The organism is Paenibacillus sp. FSL H7-0357 (assembly GCF_000758525.1).
Classification (GTDB): Bacteria; Bacillota; Bacilli; order Paenibacillales; family Paenibacillaceae; genus Paenibacillus_AQ.
In genome coordinates, this window is the sequence record NZ_CP009241.1 from 821,474 (window position 1) to 842,679 (window position 21,206).

Annotated in this window: 18 protein-coding genes; 12 read left to right on the forward strand and 6 right to left on the reverse strand. The window is 48.8% G+C overall.

Going from position 1 to position 21,206, the window contains the following annotated elements; translation table 11 throughout:
* Positions 1 to 18 precede the first annotated feature (18 nt).
* Together H70357_RS03660 and H70357_RS03665 are read right to left on the reverse strand one after the other, a co-directional pair.
* Positions 19 to 696, reverse strand: coding sequence for a methionine ABC transporter permease (locus tag H70357_RS03660; RefSeq protein WP_052091800.1), 678 nt, complete (start codon positions 694 to 696; stop codon positions 19 to 21).
* The gene (locus H70357_RS03665) at positions 681 to 1,634 is read right to left on the reverse strand and encodes a methionine ABC transporter ATP-binding protein (protein ID WP_038585895.1); all 954 of its coding nucleotides are present in this window, start codon (positions 1,632 to 1,634) and stop codon (positions 681 to 683) included. Before H70357_RS03665 ends, H70357_RS03660 begins: the two co-directional genes overlap by 16 nt.
* A gap of 310 nt (positions 1,635 to 1,944) precedes the next feature.
* Here H70357_RS03665 and H70357_RS03670 point away from each other — a divergent pair, with 310 nt between their 5' ends.
* The 6 genes from H70357_RS03670 (at position 1,945) to H70357_RS03695 (ending at position 7,382) form a co-directional block, all read left to right on the forward strand.
* Positions 1,945 to 2,991: a LacI family DNA-binding transcriptional regulator gene (locus tag H70357_RS03670; RefSeq protein ID WP_052091801.1), complete on the forward strand. Its 1,047-nt coding sequence runs from the start codon at positions 1,945 to 1,947 to the stop codon at positions 2,989 to 2,991.
* A gap of 86 nt (positions 2,992 to 3,077) precedes the next feature.
* A complete protein-coding gene (locus H70357_RS03675) occupies positions 3,078 to 3,791 on the forward strand; it encodes a response regulator transcription factor (RefSeq protein ID WP_038585898.1) in 714 nt (237 codons plus the stop codon).
* Positions 3,788 to 4,885, forward strand: coding sequence for a sensor histidine kinase (locus H70357_RS03680; RefSeq protein ID WP_038585900.1), 1,098 nt, complete (start codon positions 3,788 to 3,790; stop codon positions 4,883 to 4,885). Before H70357_RS03675 ends, H70357_RS03680 begins: the two co-directional genes overlap by 4 nt.
* 129 nt (positions 4,886 to 5,014) lie before the next feature.
* Complete coding sequence (locus tag H70357_RS03685) at positions 5,015 to 5,926, forward strand: ABC transporter ATP-binding protein (protein ID WP_038585902.1); 912 nt, start codon at positions 5,015 to 5,017, stop codon at positions 5,924 to 5,926.
* Entirely contained in the window at positions 5,923 to 6,630 is a 708-nt protein-coding gene (locus H70357_RS03690; protein WP_038585904.1) for an ABC transporter permease, read from the forward strand. Before H70357_RS03685 ends, H70357_RS03690 begins: the two co-directional genes overlap by 4 nt.
* 17 nt (positions 6,631 to 6,647) lie before the next feature.
* Positions 6,648 to 7,382, forward strand: coding sequence for an ABC transporter permease (locus H70357_RS03695; RefSeq protein WP_038585906.1), 735 nt, complete (start codon positions 6,648 to 6,650; stop codon positions 7,380 to 7,382).
* An 89-nt stretch (positions 7,383 to 7,471) separates the two neighbouring features.
* On the opposite strand, the gene H70357_RS03700 is transcribed toward H70357_RS03695, so the two are convergent.
* Together H70357_RS03700 and H70357_RS03705 are read right to left on the reverse strand one after the other, a co-directional pair.
* Positions 7,472 to 7,795: a DUF2178 domain-containing protein gene (locus H70357_RS03700; protein ID WP_038585908.1), complete on the reverse strand. Its 324-nt coding sequence runs from the start codon at positions 7,793 to 7,795 to the stop codon at positions 7,472 to 7,474.
* Complete coding sequence (locus tag H70357_RS03705) at positions 7,795 to 8,001, reverse strand: helix-turn-helix transcriptional regulator (protein WP_038585910.1); 207 nt, start codon at positions 7,999 to 8,001, stop codon at positions 7,795 to 7,797. Before H70357_RS03705 ends, H70357_RS03700 begins: the two co-directional genes overlap by 1 nt.
* A gap of 218 nt (positions 8,002 to 8,219) precedes the next feature.
* Here H70357_RS03705 and H70357_RS03710 point away from each other — a divergent pair, with 218 nt between their 5' ends.
* Positions 8,220 to 11,585 carry a HEAT repeat domain-containing protein gene (locus H70357_RS03710; RefSeq protein ID WP_038585913.1) on the forward strand — a complete coding sequence of 1,122 codons (3,366 nt, stop codon included), beginning with the start codon at positions 8,220 to 8,222 and terminating at the stop codon, positions 11,583 to 11,585.
* A 226-nt stretch (positions 11,586 to 11,811) separates the two neighbouring features.
* On the opposite strand, the gene H70357_RS37015 is transcribed toward H70357_RS03710, so the two are convergent.
* Complete coding sequence (locus tag H70357_RS37015; protein WP_368665125.1) at positions 11,812 to 11,892, reverse strand: putative holin-like toxin; 81 nt, start codon at positions 11,890 to 11,892, stop codon at positions 11,812 to 11,814.
* Positions 11,893 to 12,215: 323 nt separating this feature from the next.
* Between H70357_RS37015 and H70357_RS34145 the strand changes: the two genes are divergently transcribed.
* From H70357_RS34145 to H70357_RS03725, 3 genes are read left to right on the forward strand one after another with little or no spacing between them, the layout of a single operon-like run.
* A complete protein-coding gene (locus H70357_RS34145) occupies positions 12,216 to 14,213 on the forward strand; it encodes a serine hydrolase domain-containing protein (protein WP_052091802.1) in 1,998 nt (665 codons plus the stop codon).
* Between the two features lie 32 nt (positions 14,214 to 14,245).
* Positions 14,246 to 14,944 (forward strand): response regulator transcription factor, encoded by a 699-nt coding sequence (locus tag H70357_RS03720; RefSeq protein WP_038585916.1) that lies wholly within the window; start codon positions 14,246 to 14,248, stop codon positions 14,942 to 14,944.
* Positions 14,913 to 16,451: a sensor histidine kinase gene (locus H70357_RS03725; protein ID WP_156130808.1), complete on the forward strand. Its 1,539-nt coding sequence runs from the start codon at positions 14,913 to 14,915 to the stop codon at positions 16,449 to 16,451. The genes H70357_RS03720 and H70357_RS03725 overlap by 32 nt, the downstream gene beginning before the upstream one ends.
* Positions 16,452 to 16,531: 80 nt before the next feature.
* On the opposite strand, the gene H70357_RS03730 is transcribed toward H70357_RS03725, so the two are convergent.
* Positions 16,532 to 17,128: a TetR/AcrR family transcriptional regulator gene (locus tag H70357_RS03730; protein WP_038585919.1), complete on the reverse strand. Its 597-nt coding sequence runs from the start codon at positions 17,126 to 17,128 to the stop codon at positions 16,532 to 16,534.
* Positions 17,129 to 17,480: 352 nt separating this feature from the next.
* On the opposite strand from H70357_RS03730, the gene H70357_RS03735 reads away from it, so the two are divergent.
* Positions 17,481 to 19,424 (forward strand): serine hydrolase domain-containing protein, encoded by a 1,944-nt coding sequence (locus H70357_RS03735; protein ID WP_052091804.1) that lies wholly within the window; start codon positions 17,481 to 17,483, stop codon positions 19,422 to 19,424.
* Between the two features lie 228 nt (positions 19,425 to 19,652).
* Positions 19,653 to 21,203: a glycosyltransferase family 39 protein gene (locus tag H70357_RS03740; RefSeq protein WP_038585922.1), complete on the forward strand. Its 1,551-nt coding sequence runs from the start codon at positions 19,653 to 19,655 to the stop codon at positions 21,201 to 21,203.
* The last annotated feature ends 3 nt before the right edge of the window (positions 21,204 to 21,206 follow it).

The following is a 21,206-nucleotide window of genomic DNA, read 5'->3' on the forward strand; positions in this document are numbered from 1 at the left end:
TTGGTTTGGAATAAAAGCTTACTTTAGCTTTCGATAAAGAAAATTGCCGCCGAACTGGATGAACTGCACGATAATAATGAGAATGACCACAGTGCTGTACATGATGGTATCGTTGAAGTTCTGGTAGCCGTAGGTCAGCGCCACCGCTCCCAGTCCTCCAGCGCCGACTGTGCCGGCCATGGCCGTAAAGCCCAGCAGGGAAACATACCCTAAAGTCAGATGGGATACGATGGACGGAATGGATTCACTTACAATGACATGGAATGTAATTTGCCAATCAGAGGCACCAAAGGATTTGGCCGCCTCGATCAGGCTGGGATTAACTTCCTTGAAGCAGCCCTCCAGAAGTCTGGCGATAAGCGGAGAGCCCACAATGGTTATGGAAAAAATAGCCGCCGTGGTTCCGATGGTCGTGCCCACCACAAGCCGAGTCAGCGGAATGATGGTAATAATAAGAATGATAAAGGGCACGGAGCGGAGCACGTTGATAATGGCGCTTATGGTTTCGTACACCAGCCGGTTGGGTCTGAGCCCGTTCACATCGGTGGTAATAAGGATAAGCGCCAGCACAAAGCCGAAGAAGGTGCAGGTGACGACTGTGCCGCCCAGCATGATAAGCGTTTCGCGCAAGCCGGGCAAAATGATGCGGTCCAAAATGGTCTGGAAATCGTACTGGTAAATTACACTCTCCTCCATTCTGTACTCGTATCCTCAAGAAAAGTCTGTGCCTTGGGGAAGTCGTCCTTGTCCACCGCAAGGGTAAAGGCTCCTGCGATGCTCTCCGCATACCGGTCAAGCCCGCCCCATACAACCTCGAAACGGATTCCCGTAGCTGTGGCGAACCGTGACAGCAGATCATTCCGACCTGGCCGCTGTACGATCTCGAACACTACCTTGTCTTCCGGCTGCCCCGTACCGGGCAACCCGAGAAGCTCGTCCAGCACCTCAGAGCGGCCCAGGAAAATATCCTGCACGGAACCCGATATCTTCAGTTCCCCCTTGCTCAAGAGAGCCATATCGGTGCAGACCTCCTTCACTACCTCCATCTGGTGGGTCACAATCACGATGGTAATGCCCAACTCCTGATTGATTTTCTTCAAAAGCGCCAGGATGGATTTTGTAATATTGGGATCCAGGGCGCTGGTGGCTTCGTCACACAGCAGAATCTTCGGATTCATGGCCAGGGCTCTGGCAATGGCTACCCGTTGCTTCTGGCCCCCTGAAAGCTGGTTGGGCCGGGAGTGGATTTTGTCCGACAGCTCCACCAGCCGCAGAAGCTCGTGAATACGCGCATCAGCCTCAGCTTTCTTGTAGTTGTAACACTTCATCGGAAACATGATATTTTCATAAACAGTCTTCCGCTCCAACAGGGAAAACTGCTGGAAGATCATGCCGATACCGCTGCGGAACTTGCGGAGTTCGGCACCACGCAGCCTGCTGATGTCCGTACCGTTCACCCGCAGGGTCCCCTGTTCGAAGGTTTCCAGCCCGTTGATGCAGCGCAGCAGGGTGGACTTCCCGGCGCCGCTTATACCTACAAGACCATAAATATCTCCGTCCCCGATGGTTACATTAATGCCCGAGAGTACAGGCTTGTCCCCGAAGGATTTGTATAACTCTTTGATTTCGATCATGGCAAAACCCCTTTCACCGTAACAACCGGATAACCAGACAACATGGAACCTTCTGCAGCTTTCCGGGGAATAATTCTTGCCGAAACCGTCCTTTTCCCGTAAAATTATATCGATCTAATTTTGCGAGAAAAAAATTTTGTTCCGTCCGGAAATGATAATCTTAAATGCATATAAGTTTACTGGGGATAATCGTAGCAGGTGCCTGTGAGCCTGTCAATACTAAATATTATCTGTTTGAAATGTATGCTATACTATTGTAAATTTATCCGGATAAAGGAAATGAATCGTACGGAAAAAGGAGGAATGCGGTTTGGCTTCGCGGGACAAGCGGGTTACCCTTCAGGATGTGGCCGATGATGCCGGGGTTTCCCGGGCGACAGCATCGCTGGTCGTCAGAGGAAGCAAGTCTATTAAGCCCAGCACCCACAAGAAAGTAATAGAATCCATCGAAAAGCTCGGCTATGTGTATGACAGGGTGGCGGCGAGCTTCCGCTCCCAAAGCTCTTCCACGGTGGGAATCGTGATCACTGATTTTGAAAACCCCTTCTATCATCAGATGCTTACGAAGGTCGAGGATATGCTCTATGAACAGCAGTTTACTTTCCTGCTGGGCATGTCCTCCGAATCCCGGGAGAAGCAGGAACGGGTGCTGGAAACGATGCTGGAGCACCGGGTATGCGGGATTATTCTGACTCCGGTGGTCGACACCCAGCCGACTCTGTTCAACAAGCTGCGCGCCCTGCAAATACCGGCGCTTCTCATGGGGCGGGAGGTAGCGGGCTCCGGCGCGGATTATGTGGGAACGGATTACAGACTAGGCTCCCAATTGGCTGTCCGGCATCTGGTAGAGCAGGGACACCGGCGGATCGCCTATATCGGTGGTATGCTTCCCGGCAATACAGCCTACCAGGAACGGATAGACGGCTACTGCAGCGCCCTGCAGGAATACGGCCTGGAAGTGGACCCCAAGCTCATTATACCTACACCACTGAACCGTGAGGGAGGAATCCGCGCCATTCAGGAGGTGCTACAGCTGGAGAACCCGCCGACGGCCTGCTTCTGCCATAATGATATTATTGCCCTTGGCGTCACCATCGGCTTGCGGCTCCAAGGTTTTATCCCGGGCGAGCATATGGCCATTGTGGGCTTTGACAATATTCTGGAGACGGAAACGGTGGAGCCTAAGCTGACCACAGTATCGGTCTTTCATGACCAATGGGGCGTTGAGGCGGCCCGGCAAATGCTGGACAGGATCGGAGGCTTGCAGAGCGATCCGGTCAAGATCATTATCCCGCCCAAGCTTATTGTCCGGAAATCCTCCGTTTGCTTCAAGGGCCTGCCGAACTTGAAGGCCTGAGCCCAATTCCAGGCGGGTTTGACACACTCGGAAGATACCATTTCCATTTTGAAGTATAATAGGATGGAAAATGGAGGGGAATGGCGATGAACGATGCGATATTGATTATAGAAGATGAAGCAGGAATTGCCTGCATGCTGGAACTGCTGCTGTCCAGGGAAGGGTATTCTTCCGTCCTTACCGCTTCTACCGGGGCGGAGGCGATGAGCCTGATGGACAGCCGGGAACCGGATATAATTTTACTGGATGTGATGCTCCCGGACTGTAACGGCTTCGAGCTGTGTCTGGAGCTGCGCAAAAAAACAAACGCCCCGATCTTATTCCTGACTTCGCGGGCTGCCGATTATGACAAGCTGACCGGATTTGCGATGGGCGGGGACGATTATATTACCAAGCCGTTCAACTCTCTGGAGGTGGTGGCCCGGATCAAAGCCCAGCTTGCCAGAAGAAGACTGTATCAGCAGGAGGCTCCATCTGCCTGTTACACTTTCGCTGATTTTGAAATCAGCAAGGATACCGGCGGGCTGACGGTACGCGGCCAGCAGCTTCACTGTACGGCTAAGGAGTTTGCGCTGCTGCTGTTTTTTGCCGAGCATCCGAGCCGCCTATTCACAACGGCCCAGCTCTATGAACAGGTCTGGGGTGAAATGCAGCTGGGCGATGAGAAAACGGTTGTTATTTATATTTCCAAAATCAGAAACAAAATAGAGCAGGACCCGAAGCAGCCTCGTTACATTGTCAATTTCCGTGGGTTAGGCTACAAATTTATTCCGAACCCCGTACCGACTGGTCAAATATGAAAGGGATCGTTCGTGTTGGCTTGCGGCTGCTGCTTTTTTTGCTTGCCCTGGGTATAGGTGTTATCGCCGCCTGGCTTGTTCTGTTTATCCTTTTTATTTTTATGCGGCAAATGGTTCCATGGCTGAAGGGAATTGAGTACATACAGTTTCAAATCTGGAGTTTCCTGATCGTGTGCTTGGCTGCGCTTGTCTTCTATCTGTGGAGCCTGACGAAATCGATTTTTTATATGCTGACCTGGCTGAAGCTGCTGGCAAAAGGTCACTATGCCGAGCCTCCGCGGAGCAATTGGCTCGGCCGCCCCATTCCCGGAAATCAGCTCACGCTGCCCTATGCTCTCTTTAAAGAAATAATCGGACAGTTGTCCACGTTGACCCTTGCACTGCAGCGAACGGAGAAAGAAAGACATGAATTGGATGAGAAGCGCAAAAGCTGGATTGCGGGCGTGCGGCATGATCTGAAAACCCCGTTGGCCTATATTCGCGGTTACAGCTCCATGATTGCAGCCGCTGATCAATATGCGTGGTCTACTGCGGAAATAATCCAGTTCGGCTCCTTAATGGAACAAAAGACGATCCAGGTAGAGCAGCTTATTGAAGATATGAATGCTTTCTATCAACTGGACGGCAGCGAGGTTCCGCTCTCGCGGGAATCTACGGAGATGGCAGGATTTATCAGGCAGATCGTTACCGATGTCGCTGATCATCCGCTGGCTGCACAGCATACCTTTGCCTTCAATACGGACGGGGAGAAATGCCTTGATATCGATCAACGCATGATTCGGCGGGCGCTGCACAATTTGCTGTGGAATGCCGTGGTTCACAATCCCGCGGGGTGCCATATTGAAACCGGGCTACGCTGGGATCAGTATGGACTGACGGTTGAGATTCGCGACAATGGGACGGGAATCGATGCGGCGGCGCTAGAGCGGCTAAACGCAACGGAGGACAATATGCTGTCGGCGCGGGCCAGATTGGCGGGCTCCGGCCTGGGCATGGCGCTGGCAAAGGGGTTTGTAACAAGGCATGGCGGCAAAATGGCTGTACATAGCAAACCGCAGCAAGGAACGCAAATCACACTTTTTTTTCTTTATTGAATGCAGGCCGGACATCCACTTTTTTGTGGTGTTGGCCTGTTTTTTTACGTAATTTTTACTTTTCTTTACCCTGCTGCTACTTCCAGCGCCTATTATTGTCCCTATATCAAAGATATGAGGTGACAGGAGATGCCACAACTTATAGTGGAGACAAAAGGGCTGACCCGCCGCTTCGGCGAGCAAGTGTCGGTGAATGAGGTAAACCTGGAGGTTCCCGAGGGGAAAATATACGGTTTTCTAGGGCCGAACGGTGCAGGGAAAACTACAACGATCAAAATGCTGCTGGGTTTGCTCCGGGCAGATAGCGGGACGATCCGTATTTTTGGACAAGAGATGCCGGGCAACAGTCAGGAGATTTTACGCAAGGTAGGCTCATTAGTAGAGAACCCATCCTATTACGGGCATTTGACCGGGTACAAAAATTTGAAAATACTAAGCACACTGCTGAAGCTGCCTGACCGGCGCATCGGTGAGGTGCTGGAAATTGTGCGGCTGACGTCAAGTGCAAACCGTAAAGTGAGCGGATATTCCCTCGGTATGAAGCAGCGGCTCGGCATAGCAGCAGCCTTGCTGCGGGATCCGCAGCTGCTGATTCTGGATGAGCCGACCAACGGCCTGGATCCGGCCGGTATTCAAGAAATACGGCATCTGATGCTGTCACTGGCCCATGATCAGGGAATGACGATCATGCTGTCCAGTCATCTGCTGAGCGAGGTGGATACGATTGCAGATGAGATCGGGATTATCAGCAGCGGCAAACTCGTCTATCAGGGAGCACTGGAAATGCTGGAGCGGCGCAGGGGCAAAGTCATGGGATTTGCAGTGGAGCGCCCGGAGGAAGCGCTTCGCACGCTAATGCTGCAAGGATTTGCCGTGGAGCGGGAAGGCAATATGCTGTCAATTTCAGCAGAGAATGTCAGTATGTCGCAGGCAGAATTGTTCAAACTGCTGGGCCCTTACGGGATTATGAATGTACGGGAAAGCAGCAAATCGCTGGAAGAGCTGTTCATGGAGTTGACCGGAAAAGGAGTCAGCTTATGATGTGGCGGGCCTTGCGGGCCGAAGGCATGAGGCTCAAACCTGCGGCCCGCTGGCTGCCGGTTATCAGCGCCGGGCTGTTCATCGCATTTATGTCGCTGGAATGGTATCTCTATTTCAAAGGCCCGGCAGGGGTATACAGCGTATTTAATGTGATGTATATGTTTCTAGGTTTCGTATTGCTGCTAAATACCGCGTTACTCACGGGTATGATTGCCGGTTTGGAACACGAATCCAATAGTTGGAAGCAGCTGCTGACCCTGCCTGTTTCCCGCTCTGTTCTTTATTGGGCCAAGGCGCTGTGGGTTCTTTTTCTGCTGTTGTGTACGGCCTTGCTGATTATTGCCGGCCTGACCCTGCTCTGGATTTGCTACACTTCCGAACCGCTGCCGTTCCAGCTTCTAATCAAGCAAATTATGTACAGCTTTCTCGCATCAACTGCGGTGCTGGGGCTGCAGATGTGGCTGTCTGTCCAATTCTCGAACCCGGCCATTCCGATGTCCATCGGCTTCCTGGGCGCTGTTTCTGGCCTATTCATAGCGCGGGACAGCGGAGCAGCATTGTGGACCTGGCTGTGGCCATGGGCCTATCCGACGATGTCCAGTCCGTTCATGGCACATCCCGAGAGGTGGATTGGCATCAGTGCAGGCCTGGGAACGGTGCTGCTAGCCGCCGGGGCCCTGCATTTTAAAAACAAACAATTTTAATTAACAGGGGTGTGATTATGGAAAATTTGATGAAAGCCGAACGAATGAAGCTGCAGTATCCCGTCATCTTCATCCTGTTCCTCCTCGGTGCGCTGGGAACTGTGATGCTCGGAATGAATAGTTTAAATTCGGAAAATTTTGTCGGTTTTTTTGAGCGCGGATGGAAAACCTTTTATCTGCATATGGCCAGCTTTCACGGTTTGTTTTTTTATCCGCTTTATGCCGGGGTACTAGCTTCTTTTATCTGCCGTTATGAGCATACAAACGGGGGCTGGAAGCAACTGTTTTGTCTGCCCATTCCCCGTTCCCGTGTCTATTATGCCAAATTGGGAACGCTGATGCTGCTGATGGGGTTGATTCAACTGCTTTTTGCCGGATCCTATCTGCTCGCGGGAGAACTGCTTCAATTGGGGAACGATTTGGATTTTACCGAATTGATCATCGGTACGGTTGGGGGATGGCTGGCTATACTGCCGTTTGCGGCGCTGCAGTTATGGGTGTCCATGCGCTTGAAGTCGTTTGTTTCCTCCTTGATTTTATCGGCTTCGATCGTGATAGCCAACATTGTGCTTACCGGGCTTCATGCTTCGATCGGCGCCTGGTTTCCTTCTACAACGGCCTATTACGCAATGTATCCCAGGGGGACGGCTTTGTCGCCCCGGCTGGATGTGATCCCGTTCATTCTCATTGTGGCCGTAACCTCTGCTGTTTACATCTGGGCGGGGCGCCGTTCGCTTATGCGCAGGGCCTAGCTTTTTGGACAAGACAAACTCCTGAGTTCCATTAGGAACAAAGGAGTTTGTCTGCGAATAAGGCCTCGTATTAACTGTGTTTGTAAAGCTTATAAAACTTTATCAAAGTGGCGTAAGGAAAATAATTCAATTGCATTTCGCAAAAAAATTGCAATTAACGAATATTGCAACACTCTATCAAGACCAATACTAAATTGAATATCGAAGATTGTTGTTATAATAATTCCAATGCAAATTGCAAAGCCAAGTGCACTATAGTAGTGCATTGCCACGTGGTTCGCCTTATTCTGAACCAATTGCCAACGTTCATCATTTCTATATTCTTTCACTTTTACAGCTTGGAAGCATGGAAGGGCAATAGTGCATATACCTAATACGACCAACACCACTAACATTACGAATTGATAAATCATTATTTTTCATCCTCCTCAAGTACAAATACTTCATTGATAGATACATTAAATGCTTTGGCAATTTTGAAAGCCAACTCCAACGAAGGTGTATATTTATATTTTTCAATGGATATAACTGCTTGTCGTGAAATCCCGACATGTTCTGCCAAATCAGCCTGTGTCCAGTCTCGTTCAGCTCTCAAAACTTTAATACGATTATTAACCAATGTAATGAACTCCTTCCTATATGTAATCAACCAATTACATTATCATTGTAACGACCTAGTTACATATTGTCAATAAAAGGATACATTATAGATGAAATAATCTAATGAATTTTTGCCGATGCAATAGAAAGCATGGTATGAGATTTTTTTAAAGGGTATGGATAGATATATATAGAATAAAGTTTGGATGGAACAACAACAGGTGAAGGAGGGGACTTATGATTTTTAATAAAGGTCCAATGGATAAAAAAAGTTTGCTTAAAGAATTAGACTCACTAGGCTATTCAGACAGAATCCATAAAATTGCCACTCTAGGCCGTGAAAATCATGGATCGACCCAATATTCAAAATTGCTCGCTTCATTACTGAAAGGCGGTGTCTATGAGGCACAGCTAGCCTTAATGGGGGCTATTGCCACACAGGATGCAAAGATTATTGTGTCAGCGTTAAAGCATCCTATGGCTACTATTAGAAATCAGGCAGCCGGTCTTTTAGCCAAAGTGGCTTCAGATATTGATATTGAACGTGAACTCCCGGAGCTATCCCATGATTGCCGCCGCAAAGTACTGCGCAGTATTTCATTTATTCATCGTCAAGAATTGGCGGAGCGTTTACTGCCTGTTGTGTATGCCCGGTGGGGGGCGGAGGAGGCCTCTATTCTGCTGCCTGCATGTTCTAAGGAAACGGTCAGTAAATGGCTTATAGAGATTGGATATATCGTTGTGAACTGGAAAAAATTAGCCAGCCGTCATCTTGATGCCGTTGCGGAGTATTTTAAAACAACGTTAGAAGGCACCCCCCTTAGGGAAAAGGGATATGTGTGGTGGAGATTTTCATCAGCTATCGAAGCTTTATGCAATGTAAAGCCGGATCTAATTCTCGAATGTGCCATGAATCATGGACCCATGGGTGTCATCCATCCTGTGCTTAAAAAACATCTGGGTACTTTAGTCCGAATCCATCCTGAAGCAGTGTATATGCTGCTAACCCGGAAGGAGTCACGAAGTGATCTGATCTCTCATGGTGTGCCGGATGGCGTCTTAAGAAGGAAAAAATATTTTTCCATAGATCAATGGATTGAATTAGCCAAGCTGCTTGCAGATACCCCCATACATATAGCGAAATTGCTTGAGTGTATGGCTCCTTCAAAGCGTAAAGTGATTTTTGAGTCGGTCTATGAAGAGGACAAGCGTAAAGAGCGCATTTTTCCAGAGACATTACTGTATCAGTTACCGCATATATTGCGCGACAAGGAAGCAACCCGAATGCTTGGTCTGCGTGAAATATATGATAGCCGGGACAAAACGATTAGGATTACGGCTTGCCGTTCTATTCATCATTCAAGAGAGCTGCTTGAAAAAGCGGCATATGCCTCTAATGCAGACGAACGCGCAATGGCACTTGTGCAGCTGGTTAAAAGCACTGCGCTCTCAAGGCAAGGTATGGATGAGACTTTGGTGTATTTAGGCCGCATCAAAAATGATCAGGATCCTGTACGCTCTGCAGTGATTAGAGAGCTTGCAAACAGCCCGGCATCTATGTTTACGGATGAGAATGTAAAGGAACTTACTTTACTCGTTGATAGTGTTATTGAGGCTAGAGATACTTCCTATGCTACAAGGTATGCTACTCAGGAATTAGCATTTGTGATTATGCGGTTTAATGCAGTAAATCCCGGAGGTGAGATCTTTAAGTTCGCTTTAAGCACGATTGTAAAATTAGCCAAGCAGAGCGGACAGCTTACACTTCCATCCTTCCAGGAAAATATACCCCGGGGTATAGAAGAGCGAATATTTGATGTGGTTTATCCGCTAGCTGTGGCGGCAAATCGAAGAGAAGACTACAATTTGGTGATCAGCCTGGCGAACTCGTTTGGCAAAAGAGGCTTTGGTATCTCCAAACTTCAAAATTTACTAAGCGATGCGGCAAAGGAGAAAACAGCTTCTATCGCAGTACGGGCGGCAAGACATTGGCTTGCACCTCCTAACACACGGGATGAGAGAGTCAGAGAATTATTAACCCTGGATAAGTCGTTTATTACCGTAAACGAAGTGTTCCTGCATCTGCATCTAAAACGTCAAGAATGGCTAGGTCCATTTATTTCGGGTGAGGTTATTAAGGGCAGGTTCTTAACGGGGAAAACCATTTATGTTGTGCCGGCTACGGATGGGTTCCATAGGTGGCTGCCACGTCAGCAACAATCTTTTAGAGCCTCAATAGAAAGCATTGCGTCAGATGCCAAACGCAGTTTTTATGAACGTTCAACAGCTATAAAGCTAATGGCAAGAATGCCTGATGTCAGTCCGGATAAGCTGGTAAAGTATTTAAAAGATAAGGAAGTAGCTGTAGTAGAAGCTGCACTTTATGCACTTTCATTGTTGGAAGAACCCGAAAAGGCACTTCCCGTTCTACTGGAGAATTTAGATGGCGACAGAGCCCGTGTAGCCATGTACTCGATACCCAGATGCATTCGTAGAGTGAATCCGGCTGTATTGACTTCAATACTTAAAGAACTGTTAAACCGGGACAAACTTAAAATCACTGTCAGAAAAGAGGCCATCCGGTTACTGGGTGCTTATAGAAGCAGTGACAGCATTCCGCTATTGATGAACGAGTTTGAAAAGCCTAATGCACATAAGGACGTAATCATTGCCATAGGGCATGCAGCGAGACAGCTTTTAGATGATGAACGCGGCTGGAAGATTCTAAGCAACATGGCCACTTCATCACAAAGTGATATTGCGAAAAGTGTACTTTGGCAACAGCCCCAAGAACTTCCGGTAAACTATAGATCCCGGTATTTAGAATTAATCATTACAATTGCCGGTCATACAGATCCGGATGTTGGAAGATATGCTTTGAACAGTATGATCCGTTGGACAAATGGACATGAAGAAATCATTGCGGCTGCCGCTGCAAAGGTTATTCTGGATTTAGAAGATAACGCCAGATGGAATATTGCAATGAACACGCTGACAGAAACATGCCGTGATGGTAAGGTCAATGAGAGGGTAATTGGTGTGTTTAAGGATTTGGCCAGTGTTGAAATTATTGAGGAATGGAATGCTAATACCAAAAGAGATTTGCCTCATCGGCAACGTCTGTTGAAATTTGCTGACCAACTGACCTCTTTGCCAAAGAACACTCGCGTAAACCTTGTGCCTCTGTATATGGGTATTATTGACTGTCTGGCAGCGGATGAGACCTTAAAGCAGGTTGTAATGAAATTGTATGTAGCCTCAATAGATTGGAATAATGTTCAGGAATCCGTTGCTTACCTAACTAAAATAGTTCATTGCATTTCAAATCAGCCACATCGTTTAGGCGATGCCTATAAGCAGGTTGCACAAAATTTAAAAGACAGCAAAGGCTACTGGAATCCAGAAACCATAGTAGAAATTGTAGATGTTATAGGGTCGGAAGGTAGTTACGAATCTCAGTTTATTGGACTTTCTTTGCTTGAGGTTGCAGGAAGTGTTTTATTATGGAGTCCGGACTGTGCCCGGCTTTTAAGATTATATAGAAATCACACGAACCTTGCGATTCGCTCCCTTGCGTTAGACATTTGGACAGCAATCGATTAATTATGGAAAAAGAAAGCGTAAGAAGAGGGGCGTCGTTTCACATGGAAAGTGTGAGTGTGGATTGAAATCCCCTCTTGCCATGTTATAATAAAAGCAGAACAAGCGTACAATGCAAAGAGAGCCGTGCTACCAACACGACTCCCCATGCAATAGCCGCTTCTAAGGGCGGTAGGCCTCAACAAACAGGATACGACAGATAGACCGCATGCCTTTGCGAGGGGGCGGTCTATTTGCGTTTATTGGACAGCAGCGCTACGATAAGCGAACCAAAGGTTAGCATAATCATCATTGCTTCAAACACTGTCACAAGGCATCCCTCCCTTCTTAGAGAGGTAGCCGACCGACCCTTTAAGCCTATTCTATTGCTTCTGCGATTATATCATGATGCTTTATAATTAGAAAGATTGCGTTAGGCAATACTTGGGCAATTATAGTATAGTTTTCCGTAAATGGATAAGGCCATGAATTTCTACGTCAGTAGAGCTCATGGCCTCTTTGAATATCGTAGTTATTCGCTGGATTGCGTATTGTGCGCGGCTTTATTTTTTCTTTAGATTTATACCGCTTTTTTCTCCATGTTGCCGCTGTATCATGGTCCTATAAGGTGTTAATAGAGACAGGAGTGGGAGCATGAGAACAGGGTTATGGATGAAAATAGGGCTGGTGGTGGCGATTTTGGCGCAACCAGTGGCGATGCAGCCGCAGTCTACGCAGGCACAAGCGGTGAAGGTGCAGCCGAAGGAGGCGCAGTCGCTATCGTCTGCAGCGGCCACCGCGCCGGAGCAGCATGAGGAAGCAGCCGCTTCCGCGGAACGGGAGCGCTTTGAACAGCAGACCGATGAATTTATGAAGACAGCGATGGACAAGTACCATGTGCCGGGCGTAACTTTGGCGGTGGTCAAGGATGGCGCTGTCTTGCTGGAGAAGGGCTACGGTTATGCGGATGTGGAGGGCAAGGTGCTGGTAGATCCGCTCAAGACCCGCTTCAGCATCGCTTCGGTCTCTAAGGTTTTTACGGCTACAGCAGCCATGCAGCTGGCGGAGCAGGGGAAGCTGGACTTAACTGCGGATGTGAACCAGTATTTGCCGGATTCGCTGCAAGTAGACAACTCGTACAAAACTCCGCTAACCATGAAACATTTGCTGACCAATACCGGGGGATTCGCCAATGCCGAACAGCGCGAAGGGGCTTGGTCGAACACGGTGCCGGAGCAGCGGGTTCCGCTGGAGCAGACTCTGCAAAAGCTGCTGCCGCCGCTGGTGAGGGCACCGGGAGATGCGGTGCAGTATAGCAATGAAGGCTTCACCCTCGCCGGATATATTGTGGAAAGAGCAAGCGGCCTGTCCTACGATGACTATATCCGCCAGCATATTTTTGCTCCTCTACATATGGACAACAGCTTGACCTATCTTACCCCGGAGCGTTTGAACCAGCAATTGGCCCAGGGATATTCTTACGATAAGGGGTTTGTCAAAATGAAGCAGGGGGAGGTTTTGACCTACCCCGCTGGCTCTATCTGGTCAACCGCTGACGATATGGGTAAGTTTGTATTGGCCCATCTACAGGGTGGGGGCCAAGGGGAGAACGCGATTTTACAACAAGACACCGCCAAGCAGATGCACTCGCTGCAATATTCCGCGCATCCCCTGCTGCCCGGTTATGCCTACGGCTTTTTTCAAAACTACAAAAATCCTGCCATTCTGGTTCACCCCGGAGATACGGAGGCTTTTTCCAGTCTGATATCGATCATGCCGTCCAAGGGACTCGGGTTTTTTATCGGCTGCAACTCCCAATACGAAGGAGACGACGGGACCTTCCGGGATGCCTTTGAGGAACAGTTCTACTCCTTTTTCGGAGTAAGTCTGGATCAGCCGCTGGCCGAATCAACCGGGGAGGCGCCGGAACCCGCTGCAAGCATTCAAGCCTACGCGGGTACATACGCCATGGTGATTAGCGAGGGACTGGGCCCGGGGGTTTCCAAGCTGCGTTACCAGATGGTTACACCAAGAGTGACCGTCAGTGAGCAAGGGGAGGTTACCCTGAAATCGGCGGGTGAGGCGCTGAACGGGCAATATACACAGATTGGCAAGCAGATTTTTTACAATAAAAAGGTCAATAAATATCTTGTGCTTAAAGAAGGGGAAAGCGGGAGCAAATATGTCGTGCTGGATACTACAGTGCCCTTCCAGGCGTTTGTTAAGCTGAATCCCTGGGAAGCAGGGGCGGGAGGACTGGCTTGGAAAGTAGCGCTGGCTGGCGCATTGCTGGGTCTTATAGCGGGAGTGATTGCCATTTGCAGACGCAAAAAATCGGGACCCCAGCGGATGCGCCTGTGGCACAGGCTTCCTGCCTATCTTATTGCTCCGCTTATTCTTGGTACGGCGGTAGTTACTATGCTGGGCGTTTTCTCCGAAAGCCGTGCGGTACAGGGCCACTGGCTGCTTGCCGCCAACCTCCTTGCAGCGGGAATCGCAGCAGGCATAGCTTGCTCGGCTGGATTTGCGGTAAAATATGGACGAAGCAAAAAACTGCATCTCCTTGACGCAGCGGTCATACTGGGAATGGGACTGGCCGGAGCGAGCGGAATCTTTTACATGTATCTGATGAAGCTGCTGCTTTTCGCTTAGAGGAGATAGGGAACGAAAGGCGGCTTGCCAAGATGTGCGCCCGGATTTTAATTGTGGATGATGACCGGACAATTGTGGACTTTTTATCAATATTTTTGAAGCGGGAAGGGTACAGCATTTCGTCCTGTTATGATGGGGAGACGGCGCTGGAACACATTCGGAATGAGGTCTTTCAGCTCATTTTACTGGATATTATGATGCCGGTCATGAATGGCTTTGACCTGATTGGCCGGATTAGGGGGATCTCGGAGGTTCCGGTAATTTTCCTGACCGCCAAGGATCAGCAGGAGGATAAAATCAGGGGATTCATTGCCGGCTGCGATGATTATGTGACGAAACCTTTTGATCTGACGGAGCTTTCCTTGCGAATCTCGGCGATTTTAAAGCGCAGGCCGGCGGCTGCGGAAAAGACGGCTGTAGCCCCGGGGGAGCTGCAGATTAAGGATATCACTCTGTTGCCGGAGGAGCATGCAGTGTCCAAAAATGGCGTGGAGATCAACATGACGCCAAAAGAATATGGGATATTGCTGCTGCTGGCCAGGAACAAAGGCCGGGTGTTTACCTCACGCGATATTTATGAGCTGGTCTGGGAGGATGCCTATCTGGAGAGCGACAACACCGTGCTTACCCATATCCGCAATCTGCGGGACAAGCTGGGGGATACCGTCAAAAATTCCAAGTACATCAGAACGGTCTGGGGTGTTGGTTATAAAGTGGACAAAGAAGCTTAAAACAGGGCTAGTCGGAGAACTGGTCCTGATTTTTATTCTGTCACTGGCAGCCACGCTGGTCGCAGTTTCGTTGACAGCCCATTTTCTGAAAGGCTCGGCATTATTTTATCCGGCGCAGACCGATGCGGAGCGGATGATGAGCTACAGGGAGAAGGTTGGCAATCCGCTGGCGGCTTGGCTGGAGGCCCGGGCAGGCGAGGCGGCTATTCCCCATCGGCTGGAGCAGGAGCTGCGGGACAAGTTTCCCTTGGACTACGACAAAAGCTTTAGGGCCGCAGAGGAGGTAGTCGTGTCTGTGGTGAACGGGCAGGGGGAGCTGCTTCAGGCCAATTCGCATGTTGTCATTGTCCGCTCCGGAGAGACATTGCCGGGGGGAAAGGCGTTGCTGTCTACCGCAGATTATTCCCCTGCACCGGAGGCTGGAGGTTTCGTGATCGGCAATCCCGAGGAGGAGCAGGTCTACAATATCGTTTTCTTTTCACCAGAGGAAGGCATCAACATCAGCTATAACAACGGCTCCGGCACAAAATTGCAGGAAACGCGGAAGCTCGGAAACGGGCTCTATCTGGTGGCTGCAAGCACGATTACTTATACCGAGAGTCCTGTATCTTTGCTGGGTGTTGTTGTGTTTTTGCTGCTTTTTTATCTTGGCATCCGGGGGCGAATCCGGTATATGCGCACTCTCGAACGGGGCACGCATACGCTGTACGCGACTGATTTTCAGGCTCGTATCCCGTTAAAATACAACAACGAGCTTACCACCATGGCTACCGCACTGAATGATATGGCCGAGCAAATCGTCGCAAGCCGGAGCAAGGAGAAGGATTTTCTGCTGAATATTTCTCATGACCTGCGCACGCCGTTAACTTCCATCATGGGTTTTCTCAGTTTGCTCAAAGAGAAATCATATGGCAGTGAGCTGGAAAGGGAGCGGTATGTCGAGGTTCTGGAGGAGCGGACCGGGTACTTAAAGAAGCTGATTGATGAGTTTTTTGAAATTTCGAAGCTGAAATGGAAACCGCCGGTGATAAATAAGAGCAGGGTGAATATGCAGGAGCTGCTGCGCCAGGTTGTGGAGGGATACCATCCCCAAAGCAGGGATACGCATATCGGGACGGTTCTGCTGCTGCCGGATCAGTCGGTTTATGTGGAGGTTGATGCTGACCTATTCGTCCGGGTGCTCGAAAATCTGTTGTCTAACGCCTTCAAATACAGCCGCGCAGATACGGAGCTTGTCATCCGCCTCCGGGAACCGGTGGCAGAGAGCCGCCGTCCATTCCCGGTACGGCTGGAATTGTGGAGCACGCCGGCCCAAGCGATGGACAGCGGGGAGCTGCAGCGGTTGTTTGAACGGTTCTACAAGCGGGATTCGTCGCGGGCTGGCGAAGGCGCGGGGCTGGGGCTGTCCATTGCTGCTGAGATCATCAGGCTGCACGGGGGCAAGCTGGACGCGCAGATCGAGGGCGAACGCCTAGGGATGATTATTGAACTGGAGCGTTCGCCGTGATTTGACACGCGAAAAAACCTCATGAGCTCATGAGGTTTTTTCGCGTGTCTATCTGAAAGGGATAATGCATACGAAGCCAATCATTTAGCTGAAATGCCTTGCAGGAATACTGTAATAGCGGTGCGGTGGAGCTTGATCAGCCTGTCCAGTTCACAATCATAGCGGGCAGCGCTGAGACCACCCAGCAATGCATACAGGATGACCGATAAATCCTCGAGCTCATAGTCTGGCCGAATATGTCCTTCACGGATTCCCTCTTGCAGTATTTGCAGAAACACTTCACGCTGTTTTTGGATTGCAGCAACAATTTCGGCAATAACCTCAGGATCGGCAGTCTCGGAGCCGCTAAATTCATCTGCTGCCTGGGATAGCGGGTTTTTCAGATCCAAGGCAACATGTTCGGCGAGACCATATAAGGTATCGGTAAAGCTGGTATACCGTGTCTTTTTGGCAACCCATTGCTCCAGCCATTGATCGACTTGCTCATTGATTAAATAGAGGAACAGTCCTTCTTTATTTTTAAAATGATGATACAGGTTTCCTTTGCTGCTGTCAGAAGCACTGACTATATCCTCAATGGAGGTGCCTAAATAGCCCTTTTGGGAAAAAAGCGTCTTTGCAGTTTCTGCAATGCGTTTTTTTGTGGGTGTATCCGCGCGGCGTGTCTTCTTTTTCACAGCACTCAAACCTCTTTCCTTGTACAAAACAAGCGTCCGTATTTTCTAAAAAAGCATATCATATGACTATTGGATTGACAATTGGCAGGCAGGTGCACAAGCTGTTTACTACATCTGAGCTATTACTGAGCAGGTTGCAGGCTGTTAAAATCTATGCTAGCATAAAAACAAACCGAACGTTCTGTTTATTAAATCATAAAAACGGACTGATCACTCTGTTTTTACAAAGGAATGAAATGAGATGCACGTGAAATGGAGTAAAACGCTATCTGTCGCTATATCCTTGATTTTGGGAATGACGATGTGGACAGGGATAACTGAGGCAAGTCTATCAAGGGGGGAAGTAACCAGCATGGAGCAGACGATTAACTTTGACCAGGTTGGAAATATGACAGATGATTTTATGAAATCAATTATTGGTAAGGAGAATGGTATACCTGGAGGCGCTGTTGTCATGGTGCAGGAGGGTAGAACCATACTTCAAAAGGGATACGGGTATGCTGATCTGGCCAATAAAAAGCCCGTCGATCCGGAAAATACCTTGTTCAGGATCGGATCTGTCACCAAAACCTTTACTGCTGCTGCTATTATGCAACTGGTGGATTCAGGCAAGCTTGATCTTCATGCAGACATCACGGGAATTCTGGGGGAGGTGAAGCTTGATAACCCATATAATAAGCCAGTGACTGTCCATCATCTGTTGACTCATACATCCGGTTTTGAGTCCGTTGTCGAGTCTGAAGAGGATTTCCGTTCAGATCTGTCAGCCCATTTATCCTTGAAGGATTATCTGATGTCCAAACCAGTCCAGGTGGTTCGTGAGCCTGGGTCAGCCTATATGTATGATAATCACGCCTATAATCTGCTGGGTTATATTATTGAACGGGTATCAGGTCTGTCCTATGACGATTACATGGAAAAACACTTATTGGCTGATTTAGGCATGACTAATTCCTTCGCTGTGCTGCGGGAGGCACAACTGCCCAATTTGGCAGTGGGCTATGAGGCCAATCAAACGGTTGTTGCTCCTTATTTGATGGGGCCTTCTGCCTCACCGTCCGGGGGGATGCTTATGACACCGGAAAATATGGCGCATTTTCTTAAGGCACAACTGGCAAATGGCCAATATGACGGCAAGACGATTTGGAGCGAGGCATCGCTGGAGCCGATGCTTCATTATCAGGTGGCCATACATCCCGCTATGCCGGATACAAGCTATGGATACGAGAATTGGCTGAGACCCAAAGAAACACAGGGCCAGCACCTGATTATGAAGGGTGGAGATGTGCCTGGCTATAGCTCGTTTATCATATTATCACCTGATCAGCAAATGGGCGTAGCAGTTTTTTTAAATCAGATGGAGGGGTCGGCCTTTGTAGCCAGAGAATGGGCTAACCTGTTCATGGAGCATGTTTTTGGCAAGGAGGAGCAACAAAACTTCAAACCTGATTCAAGGCAGAATCTCAAATACTTAGAGGGGAATTACACTGATTTGCGGGTCTACATTGTGTCGTGGCAGGTAGAGGCAACGGGCGATGGTGAGATTACGGTTACGGATACGTCACAGAGACAAGGGGGAGGCATAATATTGAAGCAGATTGACAGGTTAATGTTCGAGGATGCTAACGGTGAAATACTTGTATTCAAGGAAACGGCTGACGGATCGGTTAGCCATTTGAAATACACCAATCCGGTAGCTTACGCTGAGAAAAGACCCGGTCGGTTTGCAGATTTGCAGGAAACCAGCGTATATAAAAAGGATATCGAGCGTTTGGCAGCTCTCGGGCTGGTGAAGGGCCATGCAAATGACAAGTATGCTCCGCTCCGGCCGGTGACTAAGGCCGAATGGACGGTTATGCTGACAAGGATGCTAGGGCTTGATAAAGTTCCGGCAGAGCCTGTGGTTTATAAGGATGTCGTCGGTAACTGGTCGGAGCCAGAGGTTTCAGTTGCGCTGGCAATGGGGTTGGTAGAGCCGGATTCAGCCGCTAGCTTCGGGGTCAACCGTGTGCTAAATCGCATTGAGGCAGCGGAATATCTGGTGAAGGCTGTCCGGCAGGCGGGGCCCCATTTGTTATCAGAAGCTATCGAACAGGCTGCTGGCAAGGTCCGCTTAAAGCAGGAGCCTGCCGGCATTCAAACGAAAGAGGCTGTCAAGCTGCTGGTGGCTGCAGGGCTGCCAGGCCCCGATATCACTCGCGGCGCAGACGGTACAATTGATTTTCGTGGTACGGATCACTTTATTCGGCAGGAAATGGCGTTATGGATCATACATTTTCAAAAGCTCTATTTTTAGCATATAAAAATATCCCTTTGATGTACATGAACGCCGGAAGACGCTCGGGGAATTGCTCCCCGCAGCGTCTTTTTTTTGGATACACAGGCACAATAGGGCTCGTGATAGGCGGGGGATTTCGCCCCTCCCGATTTTCATTGGATATTCAGGTTGGGTGTTTATAATACGTCTATGAATCGGGGCAAGAGAATATAAAGCTGTGAAACTATTACGCATAGGAGGTTTTCCATGGTAAGGGGAACTCAAAGAATACTGTATATCATGCTTGCTTTCTGTATAGGACTTTTTATCGCATCCTCCTTTTTTATCCGGGCAAAGTATACCTACTCTGTGTACGGTGACACCACGGTTCTGGAGAAACAACAATGGGTTCTGTTTATCCTGGCGGCCGCGGCCGTTCTGGCAGTAAGCTTTGTTCTGTACAGAATGTGTTTAAAGCTTAACCGGTACAGCAGGAAAATCGTAATTCCGGCTGTGCTGCTGTTTTCGTTTGCGATCCAGCTCGTGATCATTTTCCTGTTTCCCCGGATGCCGACGGATGATTCGCAAACGGTGCTGTCGCTGGCGATGGATATGCTGTATGAACAGGATTATTCCTCTTTTCAAACGGGGGGATATCTGTATATGTTTCCGTTTAATTTCTCCATGGTCCTGTACCTGAAAACATTGCTGTTCTTATTTCCGGACAATTATCTGGTGATCAAAATATTCAACATCCTGTTCTCGCTCGTTACAACGTTAATGGTCTATTTGCTGTATAAAGAGCTTAATGCCCGGTCGAAAGAAAATGATTATGGGGTTTTAATAATTGCCGCAACCTATATTCCTTCCTTGTTCATGAGCAATTTTATATATAACGATGTGATTGCTACAGCTTTTCTGACGAGCGCTTTATATTTTGCTGTGAGGTACCTCCGAAGAATGTCCATGAAGGATATCCTGCTGGCTGCCATTCTGCTGGCTATCGGCAACTATTTCAGAAGCACCGGGATGATCTTTCTGATCGCAGTCCTGATCTGTCTGCTCTTCAGCATCCGGACCCTTGGGCTTAAGAAAGCCTTAGCTTCTATAGGCATAACAGTATTGCTGTTCAATGTGCCCGGCTGGACCCAGAGTGCTGTACTGCAGGCAACGCATGTCGTAGATGAGCCGGTGAACAAGAATTCCGCTCCCGTCTATATGTGGCTGAATATGGGCATCAATCTGGAGACCCTTGGGTTCTGGGACAATCAGCAGAGCTACAATATATACCAGAGAGAGGCAAACTATAATAAAGCGGACAGCGTAGAGCTGTTCAAGGCATCTATCGGCGATAAGCTCTCTGAGGCCAGTCTGGGTGAACTCGCGGAAATGTATTATAAAAAGCTGGTGTGGACCTGGACAGAAGGGACGTACCAGATGGAGAGATACGGCATTGGAAATGACGGATCGTCCAGAAGCGGAGGGAGAGCGGGGTTTGGGATGGACCGCTATAGTTATACTACCTTTGCCACGGATTTGTTTAAAGGAGATTCGAAGTATAGAAGCGGTCTGCTCTGGGTGCTGTATGTCCAGAATTTCCTGATGTATGGCTTTATTCTCATTCGATTGATAGGCGGCATAAGGGCTAAAAGGTTTGAGGAAACCTCTTTAATTCTGGTGGTTCTGGGTTTTATCGCATTCTATCTGCTGTGGGAAATAAAGTCCCGTTATATCTATCCGGTGTATCCGCTATTGATCGTGCTGTCGTACATGGGATTCAAAGACGTATATGATTATATGTTGAACAGAAAGAGGTGATTG

Excerpts from the sequence above, each read along its gene's own strand:
- H70357_RS03660 (WP_052091800.1), bottom strand. The coding sequence starts at position 696 with ATGGAGGAGAGTGTAATTTACCAGTACGATTTCCAGACCATTTTGGAC.
- H70357_RS03665 (WP_038585895.1), bottom strand. The coding sequence starts at position 1,634 with ATGATCGAAATCAAAGAGTTATACAAATCCTTCGGGGACAAGCCTGTA.
- H70357_RS03675 (WP_038585898.1), top strand. The coding sequence starts at position 3,078 with ATGAACGATGCGATATTGATTATAGAAGATGAAGCAGGAATTGCCTGC.
- H70357_RS03680 (WP_038585900.1), top strand. The coding sequence starts at position 3,788 with ATGAAAGGGATCGTTCGTGTTGGCTTGCGGCTGCTGCTTTTTTTGCTT.
- H70357_RS03685 (WP_038585902.1), top strand. The coding sequence starts at position 5,015 with ATGCCACAACTTATAGTGGAGACAAAAGGGCTGACCCGCCGCTTCGGC.
- H70357_RS03690 (WP_038585904.1), top strand. The coding sequence starts at position 5,923 with ATGATGTGGCGGGCCTTGCGGGCCGAAGGCATGAGGCTCAAACCTGCG.
- H70357_RS03695 (WP_038585906.1), top strand. The coding sequence starts at position 6,648 with ATGGAAAATTTGATGAAAGCCGAACGAATGAAGCTGCAGTATCCCGTC.
- H70357_RS03700 (WP_038585908.1), bottom strand. The coding sequence starts at position 7,795 with ATGATTTATCAATTCGTAATGTTAGTGGTGTTGGTCGTATTAGGTATA.
- H70357_RS03710 (WP_038585913.1), top strand. The coding sequence starts at position 8,220 with ATGATTTTTAATAAAGGTCCAATGGATAAAAAAAGTTTGCTTAAAGAA.
- H70357_RS34145 (WP_052091802.1), top strand. The coding sequence starts at position 12,216 with ATGAGAACAGGGTTATGGATGAAAATAGGGCTGGTGGTGGCGATTTTG.
- H70357_RS03720 (WP_038585916.1), top strand. The coding sequence starts at position 14,246 with ATGTGCGCCCGGATTTTAATTGTGGATGATGACCGGACAATTGTGGAC.
- H70357_RS03735 (WP_052091804.1), top strand. The coding sequence starts at position 17,481 with ATGGAGCAGACGATTAACTTTGACCAGGTTGGAAATATGACAGATGAT.
- H70357_RS03740 (WP_038585922.1), top strand. The coding sequence starts at position 19,653 with ATGGTAAGGGGAACTCAAAGAATACTGTATATCATGCTTGCTTTCTGT.